This window comes from Sporosarcina sp. FSL K6-1540, from assembly GCF_038620285.1.
Classification (GTDB): Bacteria; Bacillota; Bacilli; order Bacillales_A; family Planococcaceae; genus Sporosarcina; species Sporosarcina psychrophila.
Genome location: NZ_CP152018.1, coordinates 909,849 through 927,634, shown reverse-complemented (window position 1 = coordinate 927,634; position 17,786 = coordinate 909,849). Strand labels below are relative to the sequence as shown.

The 17,786-nt window shown below is 37.8% G+C and carries 17 protein-coding genes; 14 read left to right on the top strand and 3 right to left on the bottom strand.

Annotated elements, in window-relative coordinates:
* Positions 1-6: 6 nt before the first annotated feature.
* From MKY15_RS04115 to MKY15_RS04105, 3 genes are all read right to left on the bottom strand, one after another.
* Positions 7-486, bottom strand: coding sequence for a VanZ family protein (locus MKY15_RS04115; protein WP_342539080.1), 480 nt, complete (start codon positions 484-486; stop codon positions 7-9).
* Between the two features lie 218 nt (positions 487-704).
* The gene (locus tag MKY15_RS04110; protein ID WP_342539079.1) at positions 705-1,631 is read right to left on the bottom strand and encodes a LytR family transcriptional regulator; all 927 of its coding nucleotides are present in this window, start codon (positions 1,629-1,631) and stop codon (positions 705-707) included.
* 481 nt (positions 1,632-2,112) lie between these two features.
* Complete coding sequence (locus tag MKY15_RS04105) at positions 2,113-2,931, bottom strand: hypothetical protein (RefSeq protein WP_342539078.1); 819 nt, start codon at positions 2,929-2,931, stop codon at positions 2,113-2,115.
* A gap of 138 nt (positions 2,932-3,069) precedes the next feature.
* Here MKY15_RS04105 and MKY15_RS04100 point away from each other — a divergent pair, with 138 nt between their 5' ends.
* The 14 genes from MKY15_RS04100 to MKY15_RS04035 all read left to right on the top strand — a co-directional run bounded on the left by MKY15_RS04100 (position 3,070) and on the right by MKY15_RS04035 (position 17,601).
* Positions 3,070-3,798 (top strand): Wzz/FepE/Etk N-terminal domain-containing protein, encoded by a 729-nt coding sequence (locus tag MKY15_RS04100; RefSeq protein WP_342539077.1) that lies wholly within the window; start codon positions 3,070-3,072, stop codon positions 3,796-3,798.
* Positions 3,799-3,803: 5 nt separating this feature from the next.
* Positions 3,804-4,508 (top strand): CpsD/CapB family tyrosine-protein kinase, encoded by a 705-nt coding sequence (locus MKY15_RS04095; RefSeq protein ID WP_342539076.1) that lies wholly within the window; start codon positions 3,804-3,806, stop codon positions 4,506-4,508.
* 55 nt (positions 4,509-4,563) lie between these two features.
* On the top strand, positions 4,564-5,331 hold the full coding sequence (locus MKY15_RS04090; RefSeq protein ID WP_342539075.1) for a CpsB/CapC family capsule biosynthesis tyrosine phosphatase: 768 nt from the start codon (positions 4,564-4,566) through the stop codon (positions 5,329-5,331).
* Between the two features lie 114 nt (positions 5,332-5,445).
* Positions 5,446-7,275, top strand: coding sequence for a nucleoside-diphosphate sugar epimerase/dehydratase (locus MKY15_RS04085; protein WP_342539074.1), 1,830 nt, complete (start codon positions 5,446-5,448; stop codon positions 7,273-7,275).
* A 69-nt stretch (positions 7,276-7,344) separates the two neighbouring features.
* Positions 7,345-8,223, top strand: a complete 879-nt coding sequence (galU, locus tag MKY15_RS04080) for a UTP--glucose-1-phosphate uridylyltransferase GalU (RefSeq protein ID WP_342539073.1) — start codon at positions 7,345-7,347, stop codon at positions 8,221-8,223.
* Between the two features lie 194 nt (positions 8,224-8,417).
* Positions 8,418-9,527 carry an aminotransferase class I/II-fold pyridoxal phosphate-dependent enzyme gene (locus tag MKY15_RS04075; RefSeq protein ID WP_342539072.1) on the top strand — a complete coding sequence of 370 codons (1,110 nt, stop codon included), beginning with the start codon at positions 8,418-8,420 and terminating at the stop codon, positions 9,525-9,527.
* Between the two features lie 5 nt (positions 9,528-9,532).
* Positions 9,533-10,165 (top strand): sugar transferase, encoded by a 633-nt coding sequence (locus tag MKY15_RS04070; protein WP_342539707.1) that lies wholly within the window; start codon positions 9,533-9,535, stop codon positions 10,163-10,165.
* Between the two features lie 8 nt (positions 10,166-10,173).
* Positions 10,174-10,791, top strand: a complete 618-nt coding sequence (locus MKY15_RS04065; protein WP_342539706.1) for an acetyltransferase — start codon at positions 10,174-10,176, stop codon at positions 10,789-10,791.
* 3 nt (positions 10,792-10,794) lie between these two features.
* Complete coding sequence (locus MKY15_RS04060) at positions 10,795-12,006, top strand: glycosyltransferase family 4 protein (RefSeq protein ID WP_342539071.1); 1,212 nt, start codon at positions 10,795-10,797, stop codon at positions 12,004-12,006.
* Between the two features lie 19 nt (positions 12,007-12,025).
* Complete coding sequence (locus MKY15_RS04055) at positions 12,026-13,048, top strand: polysaccharide biosynthesis protein (RefSeq protein WP_342539070.1); 1,023 nt, start codon at positions 12,026-12,028, stop codon at positions 13,046-13,048.
* Positions 13,045-14,154, top strand: coding sequence for an NAD-dependent epimerase/dehydratase family protein (locus MKY15_RS04050; RefSeq protein WP_342539069.1), 1,110 nt, complete (start codon positions 13,045-13,047; stop codon positions 14,152-14,154). The genes MKY15_RS04055 and MKY15_RS04050 overlap by 4 nt, the downstream gene beginning before the upstream one ends.
* A gap of 7 nt (positions 14,155-14,161) precedes the next feature.
* Positions 14,162-15,292: a UDP-N-acetylglucosamine 2-epimerase (non-hydrolyzing) gene (wecB, locus tag MKY15_RS04045; RefSeq protein ID WP_342539068.1), complete on the top strand. Its 1,131-nt coding sequence runs from the start codon at positions 14,162-14,164 to the stop codon at positions 15,290-15,292.
* Positions 15,292-16,371, top strand: a complete 1,080-nt coding sequence (locus MKY15_RS04040) for a glycosyltransferase (protein WP_342539067.1) — start codon at positions 15,292-15,294, stop codon at positions 16,369-16,371. Before wecB ends, MKY15_RS04040 begins: the two co-directional genes overlap by 1 nt.
* 27 nt (positions 16,372-16,398) lie before the next feature.
* Positions 16,399-17,601 (top strand): glycosyltransferase, encoded by a 1,203-nt coding sequence (locus tag MKY15_RS04035; RefSeq protein ID WP_342539066.1) that lies wholly within the window; start codon positions 16,399-16,401, stop codon positions 17,599-17,601.
* Positions 17,602-17,786: the final 185 nt, after the last annotated feature.

The following is a 17,786-nucleotide window of genomic DNA, read 5'->3' as shown; positions in this document are numbered from 1 at the left end:
TTCCTTTTAGGCGACGCTTTTCTTCTTTTTCTTCGGTTTCACTAGCATAATCAACCGTAAAATAAGCAAAAACGTCACCGCTCCAGCCGCATCGAGAATGACATCTTGCAACGCTGGCGTTCGTCCGCCCGTCAATGACTGGTGATACTCATCCGCTATAGCGAGTAGAACTGTAATCCAAGTCGCTGTCAACATTCGAAATACATGTTTGGGTAGTATCAAGTAGATAGCGACGGCAAGAACACCGAAAATGACAAAGTGAGCGCTTTTTCGAAGAAGAAATTCAACGAAGTGATAATAACCCCGTTCCTCCACTGAAATCGTTGTACCCCAATAGGGCACTTGCAGCTTTGAAAGGGATGATTCGAACGGTTCACTCGGCAGCCATTTCTCAAGTGTTGGGATGAGCGACTGCTGTTCATAGGTTTGCCCGGATGAGAAGAATAGAATGCTAAGTACAATGATCAGAACGATTAGTTTTTTCATATGGGGATTGTACCATACTGAATGCAAGAATACATACATAAGGAAAGGTCAGAGAAGGGGGCCTTCGGACGTTCAAATCAATTATTGCTTAGGAACGAACAGTCAAAAGTATTCATAGTTTGAATGAAAACTCCCCCAACTTCAAAAAAATCCCCCAACCGTTTAGTAATCCAGTTTTGGGGGACTATCTTACTAGCAAACGCAATGAACAACTGCTTTCACAACTTCAAATGCTCTTTCAATTCAACTTTGATACTTTCTAATTCCTGATCGTTCATCATGTAATACCATACACCATTCATCATTTTACCCTGACCTTCTTTAATATAAAGCTGGTCAACTTTTCCGAACGCATCGCGATACTTCGATTGAACATCAGTCATTTCGTCGAACGTCATATTTGTCCGGACATTCTTACCGATCGCGCCAAAGATACTTTTGAAATTCACTAAGCTATTAAGAGAAGCGGCTTCACGCATAACCGCTTGGATGACTTGTTTTTGTCGATCCTGTCGGCCAAAGTCGCCACGTGGATCTTCATAACGCATTCGTACGAAAGATAATGCTTTTTCGCCGTCCAATGTGATTTCACCTTTAGGGAATGTATAGGTACCTACTTTAAAGTCCAATGGATTAGTAACTTTAATACCGCCAACCGCGTCAACGATATCCTTAAAACTCTCCATATTCACTTGCACCACATAGTCAATTGGAATGTCGAGCAAACCTTCAACGCTATCCATCGACATCTCGATGCCACCGAATGCGTAGGCGTGGTTAATTTTATCTTGGACACCTTTACCAACCATCTCTGTATATGTATCGCGTGGAATACTGACCATCTTAGTGGATTTTAATGCTGGATTCACAGTCAAAACAATCATCGTATCCGAACGTCCCTTATCGCCATCACGCTCATCAACGCCAAGCACGAGTACGGAAAACGGTTCCTTCTTTTTAAAAGCAACAGGTTCTTCACGTTTTTCGGATAGTTCACGATCAATCGGTTCGTGTATCTCTTTAACTGTATCGGTCAACCCTTTGAAAACCACAATACCATAAACAACAACTGCTAAAATTAAAACCCCGATAATACCAACGATCCAAGGCCATTTTTTCTTCTTTTTTTTATCAATGCGATCCATCTTCTGTTCCTCCGTCTAGTTGCTATAAAATAAATAATTAAAAAATGTGCCCAAACTTCTGCACCATCACTGTTCGGCGTGCTCTTGTCATCTAGGAAGGCTAAGAGTTGGCCATTTAATCCAATACTTCACATATGGTATTCCTTCCACTTCGGCAACCGATTTAAGAGCAGTCACTTGAGTTGAGTAATACGTTGCTGCATAAATCGGGTTGGGAGGATGAAAGGAATAGAATGCGAAAAAAAAGAACAGAACGATTCGTTTTGCTCAGATTGGAATTGTACCATATTATGTAGACATAAAGAATCCAATAGAATTTGCTGCAGCGCTAGGGGGGGCCCTTCGCTCATTTTACATAGGTAGGCGCCTTACAAGGGGTTTTTATTGCTTCATGCTCATAGTGACTGCTTTAGTGTTGTGCCAGCTGCAGTCACAATTCGAAGTAAACGAATGGTGTCAGTAACTGGCACAGTGTATTATTTTATTCACTCACAAAATATGCAATAAGTGCATCCGACCAGGCGAGCATCCCACTCTCAGTAGGGGTACGCGCTTCATCCATATACGTCAGTAAATCTTCTGAACCCGTGTCGGGCCAATTAGACCAATGATTGATGTAGGGGATACCGCGCGTTGTTGTGTACTTTTCAAGCGCTCGGATCTGCGTCAAATAATAACCAGCTCGGTAAATCGGTTGCGGCGGAGTGACAAGGAACGATACATCCTCTACAGTACTTTCCGCTAGTGCCTTCACAGCAAGCAAATGCCGGTGTTCGTTTTCAATGACGACTTTACCGTTGTTGTGCAACGTGAATGGCTCGTACAGGACGATGTCATAGCCCGCTTGCCAGTCAATTCCTCCGCTTTCCAACTCCTCCTCGACAAAACGAGCGGATGTCATATCGAATGTGGCCACATCTACGCCAATCAAATCGCCATACGCATCACTAATCACGCTTGCAAAGCGATCCGCTGCATCTGCAAGTGCCTCGGAACCGACAATGAGCATCTGGACATGCTCCCCGGCTTCCGCGCGGGTACTAATCACCTCAAGTGTCTTGTCGTCTAATGAAGCGCCTATCTTCTGTAGGTCATCTACGCTCAACTTCTTAACGGGTGACGTCTTTTTAACATTAACAGGCGTCTCATTTTCAACAATGGTTTTTTGTATAACTTCATCCTGCTGAGTAGAAGTTCCCCCTGCATTCCGAATTTTCTCTTGCCAAGTCGAGGCACTGAACCAAAGGATACTTACACAAACAACGGATAAAATAACTATAAAAATGGGTTGAGTCTTCATACCTGCACCTTTCTACTTCGTTTTAGAATAGCTTTAATATACCATATAGATTGGGGATATTTGTTACAAAAGGAAAACCCATTATGATATACTTAGGCAAAGTTCGACAATGCAACTGTAAAGGGGAAACTGTCATTTATGGAAGAAACGATTAGTTTACAAGATTTAGCTAAGACATTGAGGAAACGGCTTGTATTGATCATCAGTGCGGTCATTCTTGCTGTAACGATTGCCGGAGTTGTTAGCTACCTCTTTTTGACACCGATATACCAAGCGTCGACACAAATTCTTGTCAATCAAGAAAAAAGTGAACAACAACAATTTAACGCACAGGCCATTCAAACCGATCTTCAACTCATTAATACATATAACGTTATCATCACAAGCCCAGCAATCCTTTCAAAAGTGATTGGAAATCTGGATTTGGATACAACGCCTGCTGGACTAAAAACCAAAATCACTGTGAATAGTGCGCAAAACTCACAAGTCTTAGACATTAGCGTCCAAGATACCGAGCCTTATGTAGCAGTGGATATTGCCAATACGACAGCTGCAGTGTTCCAAGAAGAAATCAAGAAGTTGATGAATGTCGATAATGTTAACGTCCTATCGCCGGCAGTCCTTGCGGAAAACCCATCACCGATTAAACCGGATCCGATGCTCAATATGGCAATCGCGGCAGTAATTGGCTTGATGCTAGGTGTAGGGATTGCATTCTTACTTGAATACTTGGATACGACTGTGAAGACGGAGCAAGATGCGGAAGAATTGCTCGGTTTACCGATACTCGGCCTAATCAGCACGATTGCAGAAAAAGATATACAGGATGCAAAAGGACCCGTAAAAAGTAGAAGGAAGAAGAGGTGACCGTCATGTTCAACAAGAAAAAGAAGCCCGTTCAAGCGGTTGCACGAAAACTTGTGACCAATGTGAATCCGAAATCAGTCGTTTCGGAGCAATTCCGCACGGTCCGAACGAACATTAACTTCTCAATGCCTGATAAGGATCTCAAAACATTACTGTTTACTTCATCGACGCCGGGCGAGGGCAAATCGACGAGTGCTGCAAACATCGCCATTGTTTTTGCGCAGGACGGGAAGAAAGTACTGCTCGTTGATGCGGATATGCGAAAACCAACGATGCATTACACATTCCACACAACAAATTCGACAGGGCTCTCCAACTTATTAACTAGAAAGTGGGGGTTGCAGGACGTCGTTATCGAAACAGAAATTGAAGGCCTCCACCTCGTGACATGCGGACCGATTCCGCCGAATCCTGCAGAATTGCTTGGCTCGAAAACGATGGATGTCTTGCTCGAAGAACTAATTGCAAGCTATGACATCGTTATCTTCGACGCGCCACCAATTTTATCTGTCACGGATGCGCAGATTTTGTCGAATAAATGCGATGGTACAATCCTTGTCCTGAATTCGGGTTCAACAGAGAAGGCTAGCGTTCTCAAAGCGAAAGAGGCATTGGTGTCAGCTAAAGCCAATATCCTTGGAACAATGCTGAACAATTTTGTACTTGAAAAAGATCAATACTACTACCAATATTATGGAACAGGAGAGTAAAGGGATAGATTTGTCCTTTCACTCTCTTTCTTTATTGCTGAAAGAGGAGAACTAAATGATAGATATGCATAGTCATATTCTTTTCGGTGTCGATGACGGACCGAAAACGATTGAAGACACGTTACGAATACTAGAACAAGCGGCACAAGAAGGCATTACAGATATGATTGCAACACCGCATGCATTCAGCCCACACTTTCATGTATCGCGTACTGAGATTGAAGGTCAAATCGAATTACTGAAAGATGTTGTAGCGGCAGCGGAAATTCCGGTCACGCTCCATGCTGGCCAAGAAGTTCGTCTGTGTGATAATCTTGTCGAAAAGTTGCTCATGAAAGAGGCGTTGACACTCGCGAACTCACGCTATCTACTACTCGAACTTCCAACGCAATCGGTGCCTGCCTATACCGTAAATATTATCCAGTCCTTGCTGGGAGAAGGCTACATCCCGATAATCGCTCACCCCGAACGTAACCGGGCCATCGCAGAAAAACCCGAACGGCTCGAGCGGCTCGTCAGGCATGGTGCACTTGCACAAATCACTGCGGGCAGTGTAGCGGGTCACTTTGGGAAGAACGTTCAAAAGCTGTCACTCCAACTGATTGAAGCGAACTTGATTCATACATACGGGTCAGACGTACATAACATGACGACGAGACCCGCCCTGTTCGAAAAAGGGCTCGATTATTTGGAGAAGAAGAAGCTGCATAATATCATGGATATCTTGCTAGAAAACAACGACCGTATTGTACAGGATGAATCTCTGTTCCTATTAGAACCCAAAATACCCAACTCCAAAAAGTGGTGGCAATTAATTGGATGAAGTGCTACTATTGTACTGGGATAAACTTTAAATAATGATAAATTATGTGTCATTAGTTAAAAAGTCCTGTTATAATAGGAATGTTCAAATAATTCGGCGGAAGGAGAGTGGAAAATGTCGATTAAAAAGAGAATGACATACTTAGCGATTGCGGACTCCTTCATAGTTTTGTTTTCCATCTACATAGGTTATTTCATCTTGCATCCTTATATCAACGTATTTACCAACAAAATGCTCCTCATCAGCGCGATTACTATTCAAATCGCCCATCACTTCTTCGCATGGCGCTTCGGCCTATATCGAAAGGCATGGTCCTATGCGTCTATCGGTGAGTTAAAATCGATTTTCCAAGCGGTTACATTAACGATTGTCATCGTCGCGGCGGTCCAATTCACTATTACACAAGATATTTATTTACGGGCACTTTTCCTTACATGGATGTTACATATTCTTATGCTTGGTGGGTCGAGATTGTCATGGCGGCTATTCCGGGATACGATCAATTACCGTGAGGACAAAGAAGCGAAACGGACAATGATCGTTGGGGCTGGACAAGCTGGGAGTATGATTGTGCGTCAAGTCCTTCAAAACGCTGATTCTGGCATGAAACCGGTTCTTTTTGTAGACGATGACCGTGCGAAACAAGGCCTCGAAATTTTCGATTTGAAAGTAGTCGGCGGCACGAAGCAAATTCCTAATTTCGTGAAAGACAATGACATCGAAAAAATTGTTATTGCTATCCCGTCCATGGATAAACAGCAAATGGCTGACTTGATGAAATTATGTGTTGAAACGGGTGTCCAAACACAAACAATTCCACGCATTGAAGATTTAATGACGGGGAAAGTATCCGTCAATGATATGCAAGACGTGAAAATTGAGGATTTGTTAGGCCGAGACGAAGTCCAGCTTGATTTAAAAGCGATTGCTGACAAGCTAACGGATAAAACCATTCTTGTTACAGGAGCAGGTGGTTCCATCGGATCGGAAATTTGTCGACAAGTTTGTGCATTTAAGCCAAGCCGTTTGATTCTGTTAGGTCATGGTGAAAGTTCTATCTATAACATTGACATGGAATTACGCCAAAAGGTTTCAACAGATATAGAAATAATTCCGATTATCGCAGATGTCCAAGATCGAATGCGTATTTTTGATATCGTTAGTGACTATAAACCGGATGTTATGTATCATGCAGCTGCACATAAGCATGTACCTTTAATGGAAGCTAATCCGATGGAAGCTGTGAAGAATAATATCTTCGGTACGAAGAATGTTGCGGAAGCGGCAGATACATTCGGTGTTCCGTACTTCGTAATGGTGTCAACGGACAAAGCTGTCAACCCACCCAATATCATGGGTGCGACGAAACGCTTTGCTGAGATGATTGTCCAGAATCTTGCGAAAGATAGCGAGACGAAATTTGCGGCTGTGCGGTTTGGTAATGTGCTTGGGTCTAGGGGAAGTGTTGTTCCTTTGTTTAAGCAACAGATCGCAAAAGGCGGTCCGGTTACGATTACGGATCCTGAGATGACTCGCTACTTTATGACGATTCCAGAAGCTTCACGGTTAGTGATTCAGGCAGGAACGTTGGCTGCCGGTGGTGAGGTGTTTGTGCTTGATATGGGTGAGCCGGTGAAGATTGTGGATCTGGCGAAGAACCTGATTAAGTTGTCGGGGTATAGTGAGGAAGAGATTGGGATTGAATACTCGGGGATACGGCCTGGGGAGAAGTTGTTTGAAGAACTTCTTAATGAGAATGAGCGGCAGAGTGAGTATGTGTTTCCTAAGATTTTTGTTGGGAAGGCGGAGCCGGTTAGCCAGTTAGAGATGGAGTTTGTGTTGAGTAAACTTCTTGAAATGAACAATAAAGAGCTGAAGGAAACGCTTGTTGGTTTAGCTAACCGGAAGATTCCTAGTATTGATAGGCAAGTTACGACTGCATAGCAGGGGGACCGAAGCATACTGGGTGCCAGACACTGACAACCCTAGTATAGAAGTAGAGGAGGTATTGCATTGAAAAAGGTACGAAAAGCAATTATTCCAGCAGCTGGTTTAGGTACACGGTTTTTACCGGCGACAAAGGCGATGCCTAAAGAAATGTTACCGATTGTCGATAAGCCAACCATTCAGTATATTGTCGAAGAAGCAATTGCATCAGGCATTGAAGATATTATTATCGTTACAGGAAAAGGGAAACGAGCGATTGAAGATCATTTTGATTACTCGTTTGAATTAGAGGAGAATCTTATCCAAAAGGAAAAGTACGATCTTCTTGAAAAAGTACAAGCATCTTCTAAAGTGGACATTCATTACATACGTCAAAAAGAACCAAAAGGACTTGGACATGCTGTTTGGTGTGCACGCAAGTTTATCGGTGATGAGCCGTTTGCTGTTTTACTAGGTGATGATATTGTTCAGAGTGAAGTTCCAGGATTGAAACAACTGATCGATCAATACGAGGAAACGCATGCTTCTATAATTGGCGTACAAACTGTACCAGATAATGAAACCCATCGCTATGGCATTGTTGAGCCTTCCTTGCAAACAGGACGAAGGTATGCGGTTGAAAACTTTGTGGAGAAACCTGCGAAGGGAACAGCTACATCGAATCTTGCCATTATGGGCAGATATGTACTCACTCCTGAAATCTTCATGTGTTTAGAGAAGCAGGAAACTGGAGCAGGTGGAGAAATTCAGCTGACAGATGCGATTCAACAGTTGAATAAAATTCAGCGTGTGTTTGCTTATGATTTTGAAGGTAAGCGGTATGATGTTGGCGAGAAATTAGGGTTTATTACGACTACGATTGAGTTTGCGTTGCAGAATCCGGAAATTAGGGATGAGTTGATGGCTTATCTTGAGGAATTGATGGAGAAGAGGTTAATTCGATAGTTAGTGATTATTTGGGCCCTTGTTCATTATTGTTTAATGGGCGAGGGGTTTATGTTGTTTTAGCTGGGGGTAAAGGCCCCGATGTAATAGATTTAGTGGGTTAGTAGTTGGTTGGAAATAGAAGAGATATGAAATTCCAATTAAGTCCTAACCATCTAAAGAAGAAACCTAACAAAGGAAGGAAGTCTTAGACAATGCAAGATCGAATATTACTCTCATCGCCACATATGAGTGATGAGGGTTATGAAATGGAATATATAAAGGAAGCTTTTGATACAAACTGGATTGCACCTCTTGGCGAAAACGTAAACCAGTTTGAAAATGAATTGGCCAATAAGGTTGGGTCAAAAGCAGCTGCAGCACTATCTTCTGGAACAGCTGCGATTCACTTGGCTCTTAAAGCTGTTGGAGTAGGTGAAGGGGATATTGTGTTTTGTCCAACACTTACATTCTCTGCTACAGCTAATCCAATTATCTATCAAAATGCGATTCCTGTTTTTATAGATAGTGATTATGAGACCTGGAACATATGTCCAAAAGCATTGGAAGAAGCTTTTGTGAAGTATCCGAACGTAAAGGCTGTTATCGTAGTGCATCTTTATGGATTGTCAGCAGACATGGACAAGATCATGGAAATCTGTAAGAAGCATAATGTTGCAGTAATAGAAGATGCTGCTGAAAGTTTAGGTACATATTATAAAGGAAAACATACAGGTACTTTTGGCGATTACGGTATTTTCTCATTTAACGGAAATAAGATTATCACTACATCTGGTGGTGGGATGCTTGTTTCTGATAATGAAGAACGAATTGCTAAGGCGAGATTCTGGGCTACTCAATCTAGAGATCAAGCAAGGCATTACCAACATAGTGAATTAGGATTTAATTACCGAATAAGCAATGTTGTTGCTGGGATTGGCAGAGGGCAACTTAAGGTGTTAGATCAGAGAGTTGAGAAGAAGAATTATATATTCGAGTTTTATAAGAGGGAACTTGGTGGGCTTGATGGAGTTGAGTTCATGCCTAGCAATGAATGGGACGAACCGAATTATTGGTTAAGTGCGTTGACTTTGAGTGGGAAAGTGAGACCACTTGATGTTATGGATGCTCTTGAAATAGAAAATATTGAGTCAAGGCCTGTTTGGAAGCCTATGCATTTACAGCCTTATTTCGAGAAGTATGATTTTGTTGGGACGGATGTATCAAAGAAGTTATTTGAGAACGGTGTTTGTCTGCCGAGTGATACGAAGATGACGGATGGGGATTTGGAAAGAGTAGTGGAGACTATTAAGAAGTTATGGTGAGAGAAATGAGACCTTCTCAAGGCCGTATTTATAAGAGATTTATCAAAAGGCCAATGGATTTTATATTATCATTGACTGCAATTATAGTTCTAAGTCCGGTTCTTTTTATAGTTGCAATATTAGTGCGACTAAAGCTTGGAAGTCCAGTGTTATTTAAACAACAAAGACCTGGACTGAATGAAAAAGTATTTATGATGTATAAATTTAGAACAATGACGGATGAAAAAGATGAAAATGGAAATTTCCTCCCTGATAGTGTTCGGTTGACTAAGTTTGGGAAATTCCTTCGTTCTACATCCCTTGATGAACTTCCTGGACTTTTTAATATACTAAAAGGCGATATGACTATCATCGGACCTAGACCGTTATTGGTGCAGTATTTACCTTTATATAATTATCATCAAAAAAGACGTCATGAAGTAAGACCGGGTTTATCTGGTTTAGCACAGGTTAGCGGTAGGAATGCAATTTGTTGGGAAGAAAAATTTAATAAAGACGTTGAGTATGTAGATAATGTAAGCTTTATAGGAGATTGGAAGATTATCCTTCTAACTCTTAAAAAGGTATTTGTTAGAGAAGGTATTAATTCTGAGACTGCAGCAACGATGGAGTTTTTTAGAGGGACTAAAAAGGAATGAGTAGAGATATGAAAGAAAAACTTCTCATAATAGGTGCCAGTGGTCACGGAAAAGTAGTTGCTGATATCGCATTGAAAATGAATAAATGGCAGAGCATTTCTTTTTTAGATGATGATGAAAGCATCAAATCATCAATGGAAATAGAAGTAGTTGGTAGATCAATTGATGCATTTAGACATATACAAGATTGCGACATATTTGTAGGTGTAGGTAATAATGAAACAAGAGAAAAAGTTCAGGAGAAGCTTGAAGCTGATGGTGCAAGTATACCTATATTGATCCATCCTACTGCTGTAATTGCAGAACAAGTTGAAATAGCATCAGGTACTGTGGTAATGGCTGGGGTTGTCATTAACTGCTGTACCGAAATCGGAAAGGGATGCATTATTAATACAAGTGCTACGATAGATCATGACAATAATATTGAAGGTTATGTTCATGTATCACCTGGAGCGCATTTAGCTGGTACGGTAAAGGTTGGACAAGGATCGTGGTTAGGTATCGGTAGTCTTATAAGCAATAACGTTAATATTACTAGTAGATGCATTGTAGGTGCAGGTGCTGTGGTTATTGGGGATATAGTTGAACCTGGAACTTATTTAGGAGTACCAGCGAGGAGAGTTTAGAATATGAATGTCTTGTTTTTAACACTTTTAGATTTTTCTTCAATTGAGAAGAATGGCATATATACTGATTTAATGCGAGAATTTGTAAAAAATAATCATAAAGTATATATAGTTTCTCCGACTGAAAAAAGTAATCAACAACCGACGAAGTTGATTGAAAAGGGTAATTATAAAATTCTTAAATTACAGATCGGGAACACTCAAAAAACAAACATTATTGAAAAGGGCATTTCAACTCTTACGCTGGAATCTAAATTTCTAAAGGGTATTAAAACTTACTTTTCGGATGTTAATTTTGATTTAGTAATTTATTCAACACCTCCTATAACACTTCAAAAAGCAGTTGAATATGTGAAAAAAAGAGATAATGCTAAAACATACTTATTGTTGAAAGATATTTTTCCTCAAAATGCAGTAGACTTAGGCATGATAACGAAGACCGGAATTAAAGGTCTATTATATGATTACTTAAATTCTAAAGAAAAAAGGTTATATAAAATATCGGATTATATCGGATGCATGTCTCAAGCAAATGTTGATTTTTTATTGAAATATAATCCTGAAATATCTCCTGAAATTGTTGAAGTATGTCCTAATAGTATAGAGCCTTTAGATATAAAAATAGATGATAAATTAATAATCGATATTAAAAAGAAATACAACATACCTTTTGATAAAACAATATTTATATACGGGGGCAATCTTGGCAAACCACAAGCTATTGACTTCTTAATTGAGTGTTTAAAGGAAAATGAAACTAACGAACAAGTTTATTTTGTTGTAGCGGGCTCAGGGACAGAATTTTACAAGCTTAAAGCATTTTTTAATAAAGAGCAACCGATTAATGCACAGTTGTTTGAACAATTACCAAAAGAGGATTATGAGATTCTAGCTAATTCATGTGATGTCGGCTTAATATTTCTGGATAAGCGATTTACGATACCAAATTTCCCTTCAAGACTGCTTTCTTATATGCAGGCTTCAATGCCTGTCTTAGCGGCAACTGATATAAACACTGATATTGGGCAAGTGATTGAACAAGGTGAATTTGGATACTGGTGTGAGAGCAGTGACGTTGAGAAATTCAATAAAAAAATACAGCAGTTATGTGACTTGAAATTAAGGAGAAAAATGGGTGTAAATGCAAGAAGATATTTAGAAGAAAATTATACAGTGAAGCATTCATATGGAATAATTATGAGTCATTTTGAATGACTAGAATAGAGGGAATCATATGTTCAAGAATAAAACTTTATTAATAACAGGTGGTACAGGTTCCTTTGGAAATGCTGTAATGGAGCGATTCTTACATACAGATATTAAAGAAGTCCGTATCTTTTCACGTGACGAGAAGAAACAAGACGATATGAGGAAAGTTTATAATAACGAGAAATTAAAGTTTTATATCGGAGATGTTCGTGATCTAGCAAGTGTAAAGTATGCAATGAATGAAGTAGATTATGTATTTCATGCTGCAGCACTTAAACAAGTTCCATCATGTGAATTCTTTCCCATGGAAGCCGTTAAAACAAATGTCATTGGCACAGAAAACGTATTGAATGCATCAATAGAGTTTGGTGTTAAAAAGGTTATTTGCCTTTCAACTGATAAGGCAGCCTATCCAATCAATGCAATGGGAATTTCAAAAGCAATGATGGAAAAGGTATTTGTTGCTAAAGCGAAAACTGTTTCACCAGATAAAACACTAATTTGCGGTACAAGATATGGAAATGTTATGGCTTCCCGTGGATCAGTTATTCCGCTTTTTGTAGAACAGATTAAAGCTGGTAAGCCACTTACAGTAACAGATCCAGACATGACAAGATTCCTAATGAGCCTTGAAGAAGCGGTTGAACTTGTAGTTTTTGCATTTAAAAATGCTGCTGCAGGCGATATTATGGTCCAAAAATCCCCTGCCTCTACAATTGCAGATTTGGCACAAGCAGTAAAAGAAATTTTTAATGCCGATAATGAAGTGAAACTTATAGGCACCCGGCATGGTGAAAAACTATTCGAGACGCTTCTTACAAGGGAAGAACATGTTGTTGCAGATGACTTAGAAGGATTCTATAGAGTCCCAGCAGATAATCGTGATCTTAACTATGATAAATACTTCGAGGAAGGTAATGAAAAACTTTCTACGGATGAAGAATACAACTCACACAACACATATCGACTTTCAATAGAACAAATTAAAGGTAAGCTTTTAGAACTCCCTTACATACAAGATGAATTGAAAGGGTGGAGCCACAAGTGAAAATTCTTGTAACGGGTGCAGGAGGATTCCTTGGTAAAAACTTAGTAGCTGAATTGAAAAACCAGGGATATGAAGATTTACTTTTGTATACAAGAAATCATACTTTGAAAGACTTGCAAGAGTATACAAAGAAATGCGAATTTGTATATCACTTAGCTGGAGTAAATAGACCAGAAAATGAAAAAGATTTCATGGATGGAAACTACGGTTTTACATCTGAGTTATTGAAACTACTAAAAAAGAATAATAACAAATCACCTATACTTATTACATCGTCTATCCAAGCTGAAAAAGATAATCCATATGGTATTAGCAAGAAACTTGGGGAGAATTTATTATTTGAACACTCAATAGAAACTGGTGCAGAAGTATTCGTATATAGACTTCCCAATTTGTTTGGAAAGTGGAGTAAACCTAACTATAATACGGTTGTTGCGACGTATTGTTACAATATAGCTAGAGATTTAGATATTCAGGTTAATAATCCAGACGCAGAACTTACTCTGTGTTATATAGATGATGTATTAGAGGAATTTGTGAAAGCACTTGAAGGAAATCCTAATAAAAATGATAATTATTGTTTTGTAGAAACACCATATACAATTAAATTAGGGGATTTAGCAAGTCTTATTAGAGGTTTTAAAGAGTCTAGAACAAATTTAAGCGTTCCTAATATGGATGATGCACTAACCAAAAAACTTTATAGTACATATTTAAGTTTTTTGCCTAAAGATCAGTTCGCATACGATTTAAAAATGAATATAGACAATAGAGGTTCATTCACAGAGTTTATAAGAACTCCTGATAGGGGCCAAGTGTCTGTGAATGTTTCTAAGCCAGGTATTACAAAAGGTAATCACTGGCATCACACAAAGAACGAGAAATTCCTTGTAGTTAGCGGTCAAGGATTGATAAGATTTAGAAATATTAATACTGAAGAAATCATTGAGTATAAAGTAAGTAGTGAAAAACTGATAGTAGTCGATATACCTGTAGGTTATACACATTCTATAGTGAATATAGGAGAAGACAACTTAGTTACCGTTATGTGGGTGAATGAGAGTTTTAATCCTGAAAATCCTGATACAAACTTTTTGGAGGTATAAGACTATAATGAAAAAATTAAAAGTAATCACAGTCGTAGGTACTAGGCCAGAGATTATACGACTTTCAGCTGTAATCAATAAATTAGAAGAGTCAAATGCAATTGAACATGTACTTGTTCATACAGGGCAGAATTATGATTATGAATTAAATGAAGTGTTTTTTAAAGATTTTAATTTAAGAACTCCTGATTACTTCCTGAATGCAGCTACTGGAACAGCTATAGAAACCATTGGGAATATCTTAATTAAGATTGATCCGATTTTGGGAGAAGTACAACCAGATGCCCTTTTAGTTTTGGGGGATACAAACAGCTGTTTATGCGCTATTGCAGCAAAAAGAAGACATATTCCAATATTCCATATGGAAGCGGGAAATAGGTGCTTTGATCAAAGGGTACCAGAAGAAACAAATAGAAAAATTGTCGATCATACAGCTGATATTAATTTAACTTATAGCGATATTGCGAGAGAATATTTGTTAAGAGAAGGGCTACCTGCGGATCGAATTATTAAAACTGGTAGCCCAATGTTTGAAGTACTAAACTCTAGAAAAGATGATATTGAAAAATCAGATGTGTTAGAGAGATTAGACATTGAAGAAGGGAAATATTTTGTAGTATCCGCACACAGAGAAGAAAATATTAGTTCAGAAACTAATTTCATGGATTTAGTTGATAGCTTAAATGCGGTTGCAGAGAAGTACAATATGCCTGTGATTGTAAGTACGCATCCTAGAACTCAAAATATGATTAATGCTAAAAGGATAGAGTTTAATCCGTTTGTCAAAACAATGAAACCATTAGGTTTTAATGATTATGTGAAACTTCAAGTCAAGGCAAAAGCTGTTCTTAGTGATAGTGGAACGATTAGTGAGGAATCTTCTATTCTTGGGTTTAGAGCGCTTAATATTAGACAAGCTCATGAAAGACCAGAGGCTATGGAAGAAGCTTCAGTTATGATGGTGGGTCTTAACAAGGAGAGAATATTACAAGGATTAGAGATTTTAGAAATACAGAAGAAAGATACTTTAAGAAAAGTTGTTGATTATAGCATGCCTAATGTATCCGATAAGGTGCTTAGGATAATATTGTCATATACCGATTACGTTAATAGAGTCGTTTGGAAGATGGAAGTATAATGAAAATAATGGTATTCGATGTTCCAGCCGAGAGTGGGGGGGCTTTATCGATTCTAGAAGAATTTTACCAAGAAGTAAAAAAACATCATGATAAGAGTATCCAATGGACTTTTGTTTTGAGTAAGCCTATGTTACAAGAGTCCAAGAATATCAAAATACTAAGATTTCCCTGGATAAAAAAAAGTTGGTTGCATAGGATATATTTTGATCAAATAACTGCACCAAATATTGTGAAAAAATATAAACCTGATAAAATTTTTTCGCTTCAAAACATAACTGTACCTAGAGTTGACGTTGAACAGATCATATATGTTCATCAATCACTTCCCTTTGTAGATTATCAATTTGATTTTAAAGAAAATAAACTTTTCTGGATATATCAAAATGTACTCAGTAAAGCAATTTATAAATCCATAAAAAAATCAACAAAGGTTATTGTTCAAACGAATTGGTTTAAAGATGCATGTGTTGAAAAAACGGGAGTGAGTGAAAATAAAATTATAGTAATTTCACCAAAGATAAATATCAATATTAAAAAGTGCTTTTTAGCAAGTGAAAAAAGTCTTTCAACCTTTTTTTATCCTGCAGGGGCTAGTTATTATAAAAATCATCGTACTATTGTTGAAGCATGTAAGAAAATGAAGGGAAATAAAGATGATGAGTATAGAGTGATTTTTACACTAAAAGGAGACGAAAATGATCACGTTTCCAACTTATACCAAGAAGTCCAAAATAATCAACTACCGATAGAATTTATAGGAAGTATTAGTCGAGAAGAAGTCTTCAATTATTATTCGAAATCGGTTCTCATATTTCCTTCGTATATTGAAACCTTTGGTTTACCCATGTTAGAAAGCAAACTGCATAAAGGCATGATATTAACAGCTAATACACCTCTTTCTCATGAGATTTTAGATGGTCATCTGAATACTTACTTCTTTGATACTTTTAATAGTGAAGAGCTAGCACAGCTGATGAAACAAGTTTCTAATGGGGAAATAAGCTATATAGAAAATAATTCTTTCAAATATAATAATGAAGGTGACGATAGGATTTTAGTTAATGAAGTTGTTGATTAAAATAGAAATGTGCGAGGTATGTGAAAAATGAAAGTCTTATTTTTAGGTAGTGTAATAAAAACAGAAGACTGTACAAAATATAAAGGTCCATCCGTCGCAGGAAATAAAATGCAGATTGGTTTAATCAAAGGGCTATCAAATTTGTTTGGTGAAGGTTTAACTGTGTTTACTCAGGTACCGATAGCGGCTTTTCCAAAAGAAAAGAAACTTTTTATACGTAAAGGGGAAATTAATTTAGTAAACAGTATCTCTGCCTTTAAAGTTTCCTTTATCAATTTATTTATAATAAAGCAACTACTACTTATTATAAATACGTTTATAATGATTGTTCGATGGAGCTTATTATATAAATCTGATAAAAAGGTTATTATTTGTTTTAATGCATTTCCATATATCTCAATTCCAGTCTTATTTGTTGGGAAAATATTTAAATTTAAAACGGTTTGTTTATTTGCGGATCCTCCGATAGATGTTGTTAAACGCGGTTTAATAGGGAAATGTGCTAAATATATTGAGGACAAAGCTACAAGGAACAATATTCAAAAGTTTGATGGTTTAATAGTACTTAATGAACAATCAGTAAAAAAATATGCTCCTAACTCAAAATATATACTTGTTGATGGAGGCTTTGATTTAATTGATACCCCAACAAATGAACCTGGGGGACAGTGGCTAAATTATGAAGCTAAGGATACAGTAATTGCAGTCTTTAGCGGAGCATTAATTGAATACAATGGGATAATAAATTTAGTTGAAGCAGTAAAAATTATGGATAATGATTTCTTTGTAATGGAGTTTTATGGTTCAGGACCACTTGTGGAATATGTGAAAAAAGCGGCTGAAGAAGATAGTAGAATTAAATTTAAAGGTAATGTTCCTAATTCTAAGATGATGATAATACAACAAGAGGCAGGTATTTTGATAAACCCTCGCATTGTAAATGATCCAGTGAGCTTATATACTTTTCCATCAAAGATTATTGAATATCTCTTAAGCGGTACACCAGTAGCTACCACAAAATTGAATGGTCTCACTGAGAAATATTTAGAAAATGTATTTGTGTTTAAAGATGACACACCTAAGGAGATAGCAAAAACCATAGATTATTTTATTCAGCTAGATAAACAACTGTTAATAAAAAAAGGAGAAAAGGGCCGTAGATTTATTGTTGAAAATAAGAATTGGGATATTCATAGTAAGAGGATTAAGAAGTTTATTGAAAAGATATAAAAAGTAGTTGTTTGCTTTTAATGACTAATTAATAATATAACATTGTTGGAAATGTTAACCAATCAGTAACCTAAGCTAATAAAATCCTAGAAACAATTAAGTGGAAAAGAATTGCGGAAAAAAGCATATATGATAAAACAGTTTTTTGTGAATAGTGAAACTAGGATAAAAAATGTGGAAAAATA

What these genes read in the sequence shown, in the direction of transcription:
- MKY15_RS04115 (WP_342539080.1), bottom strand. Translation starts at nt 486, where the DNA reads ATGAAAAAACTAATCGTTCTGATCATTGTACTTAGCATTCTATTCTTC.
- MKY15_RS04110 (WP_342539079.1), bottom strand. Translation starts at nt 1,631, where the DNA reads ATGGATCGCATTGATAAAAAAAAGAAGAAAAAATGGCCTTGGATCGTT.
- MKY15_RS04105 (WP_342539078.1), bottom strand. Translation starts at nt 2,931, where the DNA reads ATGAAGACTCAACCCATTTTTATAGTTATTTTATCCGTTGTTTGTGTA.
- MKY15_RS04100 (WP_342539077.1), top strand. Translation starts at nt 3,070, where the DNA reads ATGGAAGAAACGATTAGTTTACAAGATTTAGCTAAGACATTGAGGAAA.
- MKY15_RS04095 (WP_342539076.1), top strand. Translation starts at nt 3,804, where the DNA reads ATGTTCAACAAGAAAAAGAAGCCCGTTCAAGCGGTTGCACGAAAACTT.
- MKY15_RS04090 (WP_342539075.1), top strand. Translation starts at nt 4,564, where the DNA reads ATGATAGATATGCATAGTCATATTCTTTTCGGTGTCGATGACGGACCG.
- MKY15_RS04085 (WP_342539074.1), top strand. Translation starts at nt 5,446, where the DNA reads ATGTCGATTAAAAAGAGAATGACATACTTAGCGATTGCGGACTCCTTC.
- MKY15_RS04075 (WP_342539072.1), top strand. Translation starts at nt 8,418, where the DNA reads ATGCAAGATCGAATATTACTCTCATCGCCACATATGAGTGATGAGGGT.
- MKY15_RS04070 (WP_342539707.1), top strand. Translation starts at nt 9,533, where the DNA reads ATGAGACCTTCTCAAGGCCGTATTTATAAGAGATTTATCAAAAGGCCA.
- MKY15_RS04065 (WP_342539706.1), top strand. Translation starts at nt 10,174, where the DNA reads ATGAAAGAAAAACTTCTCATAATAGGTGCCAGTGGTCACGGAAAAGTA.
- MKY15_RS04060 (WP_342539071.1), top strand. Translation starts at nt 10,795, where the DNA reads ATGAATGTCTTGTTTTTAACACTTTTAGATTTTTCTTCAATTGAGAAG.
- MKY15_RS04055 (WP_342539070.1), top strand. Translation starts at nt 12,026, where the DNA reads ATGTTCAAGAATAAAACTTTATTAATAACAGGTGGTACAGGTTCCTTT.
- wecB (WP_342539068.1), top strand. Translation starts at nt 14,162, where the DNA reads ATGAAAAAATTAAAAGTAATCACAGTCGTAGGTACTAGGCCAGAGATT.
- MKY15_RS04040 (WP_342539067.1), top strand. Translation starts at nt 15,292, where the DNA reads ATGAAAATAATGGTATTCGATGTTCCAGCCGAGAGTGGGGGGGCTTTA.
- MKY15_RS04035 (WP_342539066.1), top strand. Translation starts at nt 16,399, where the DNA reads ATGAAAGTCTTATTTTTAGGTAGTGTAATAAAAACAGAAGACTGTACA.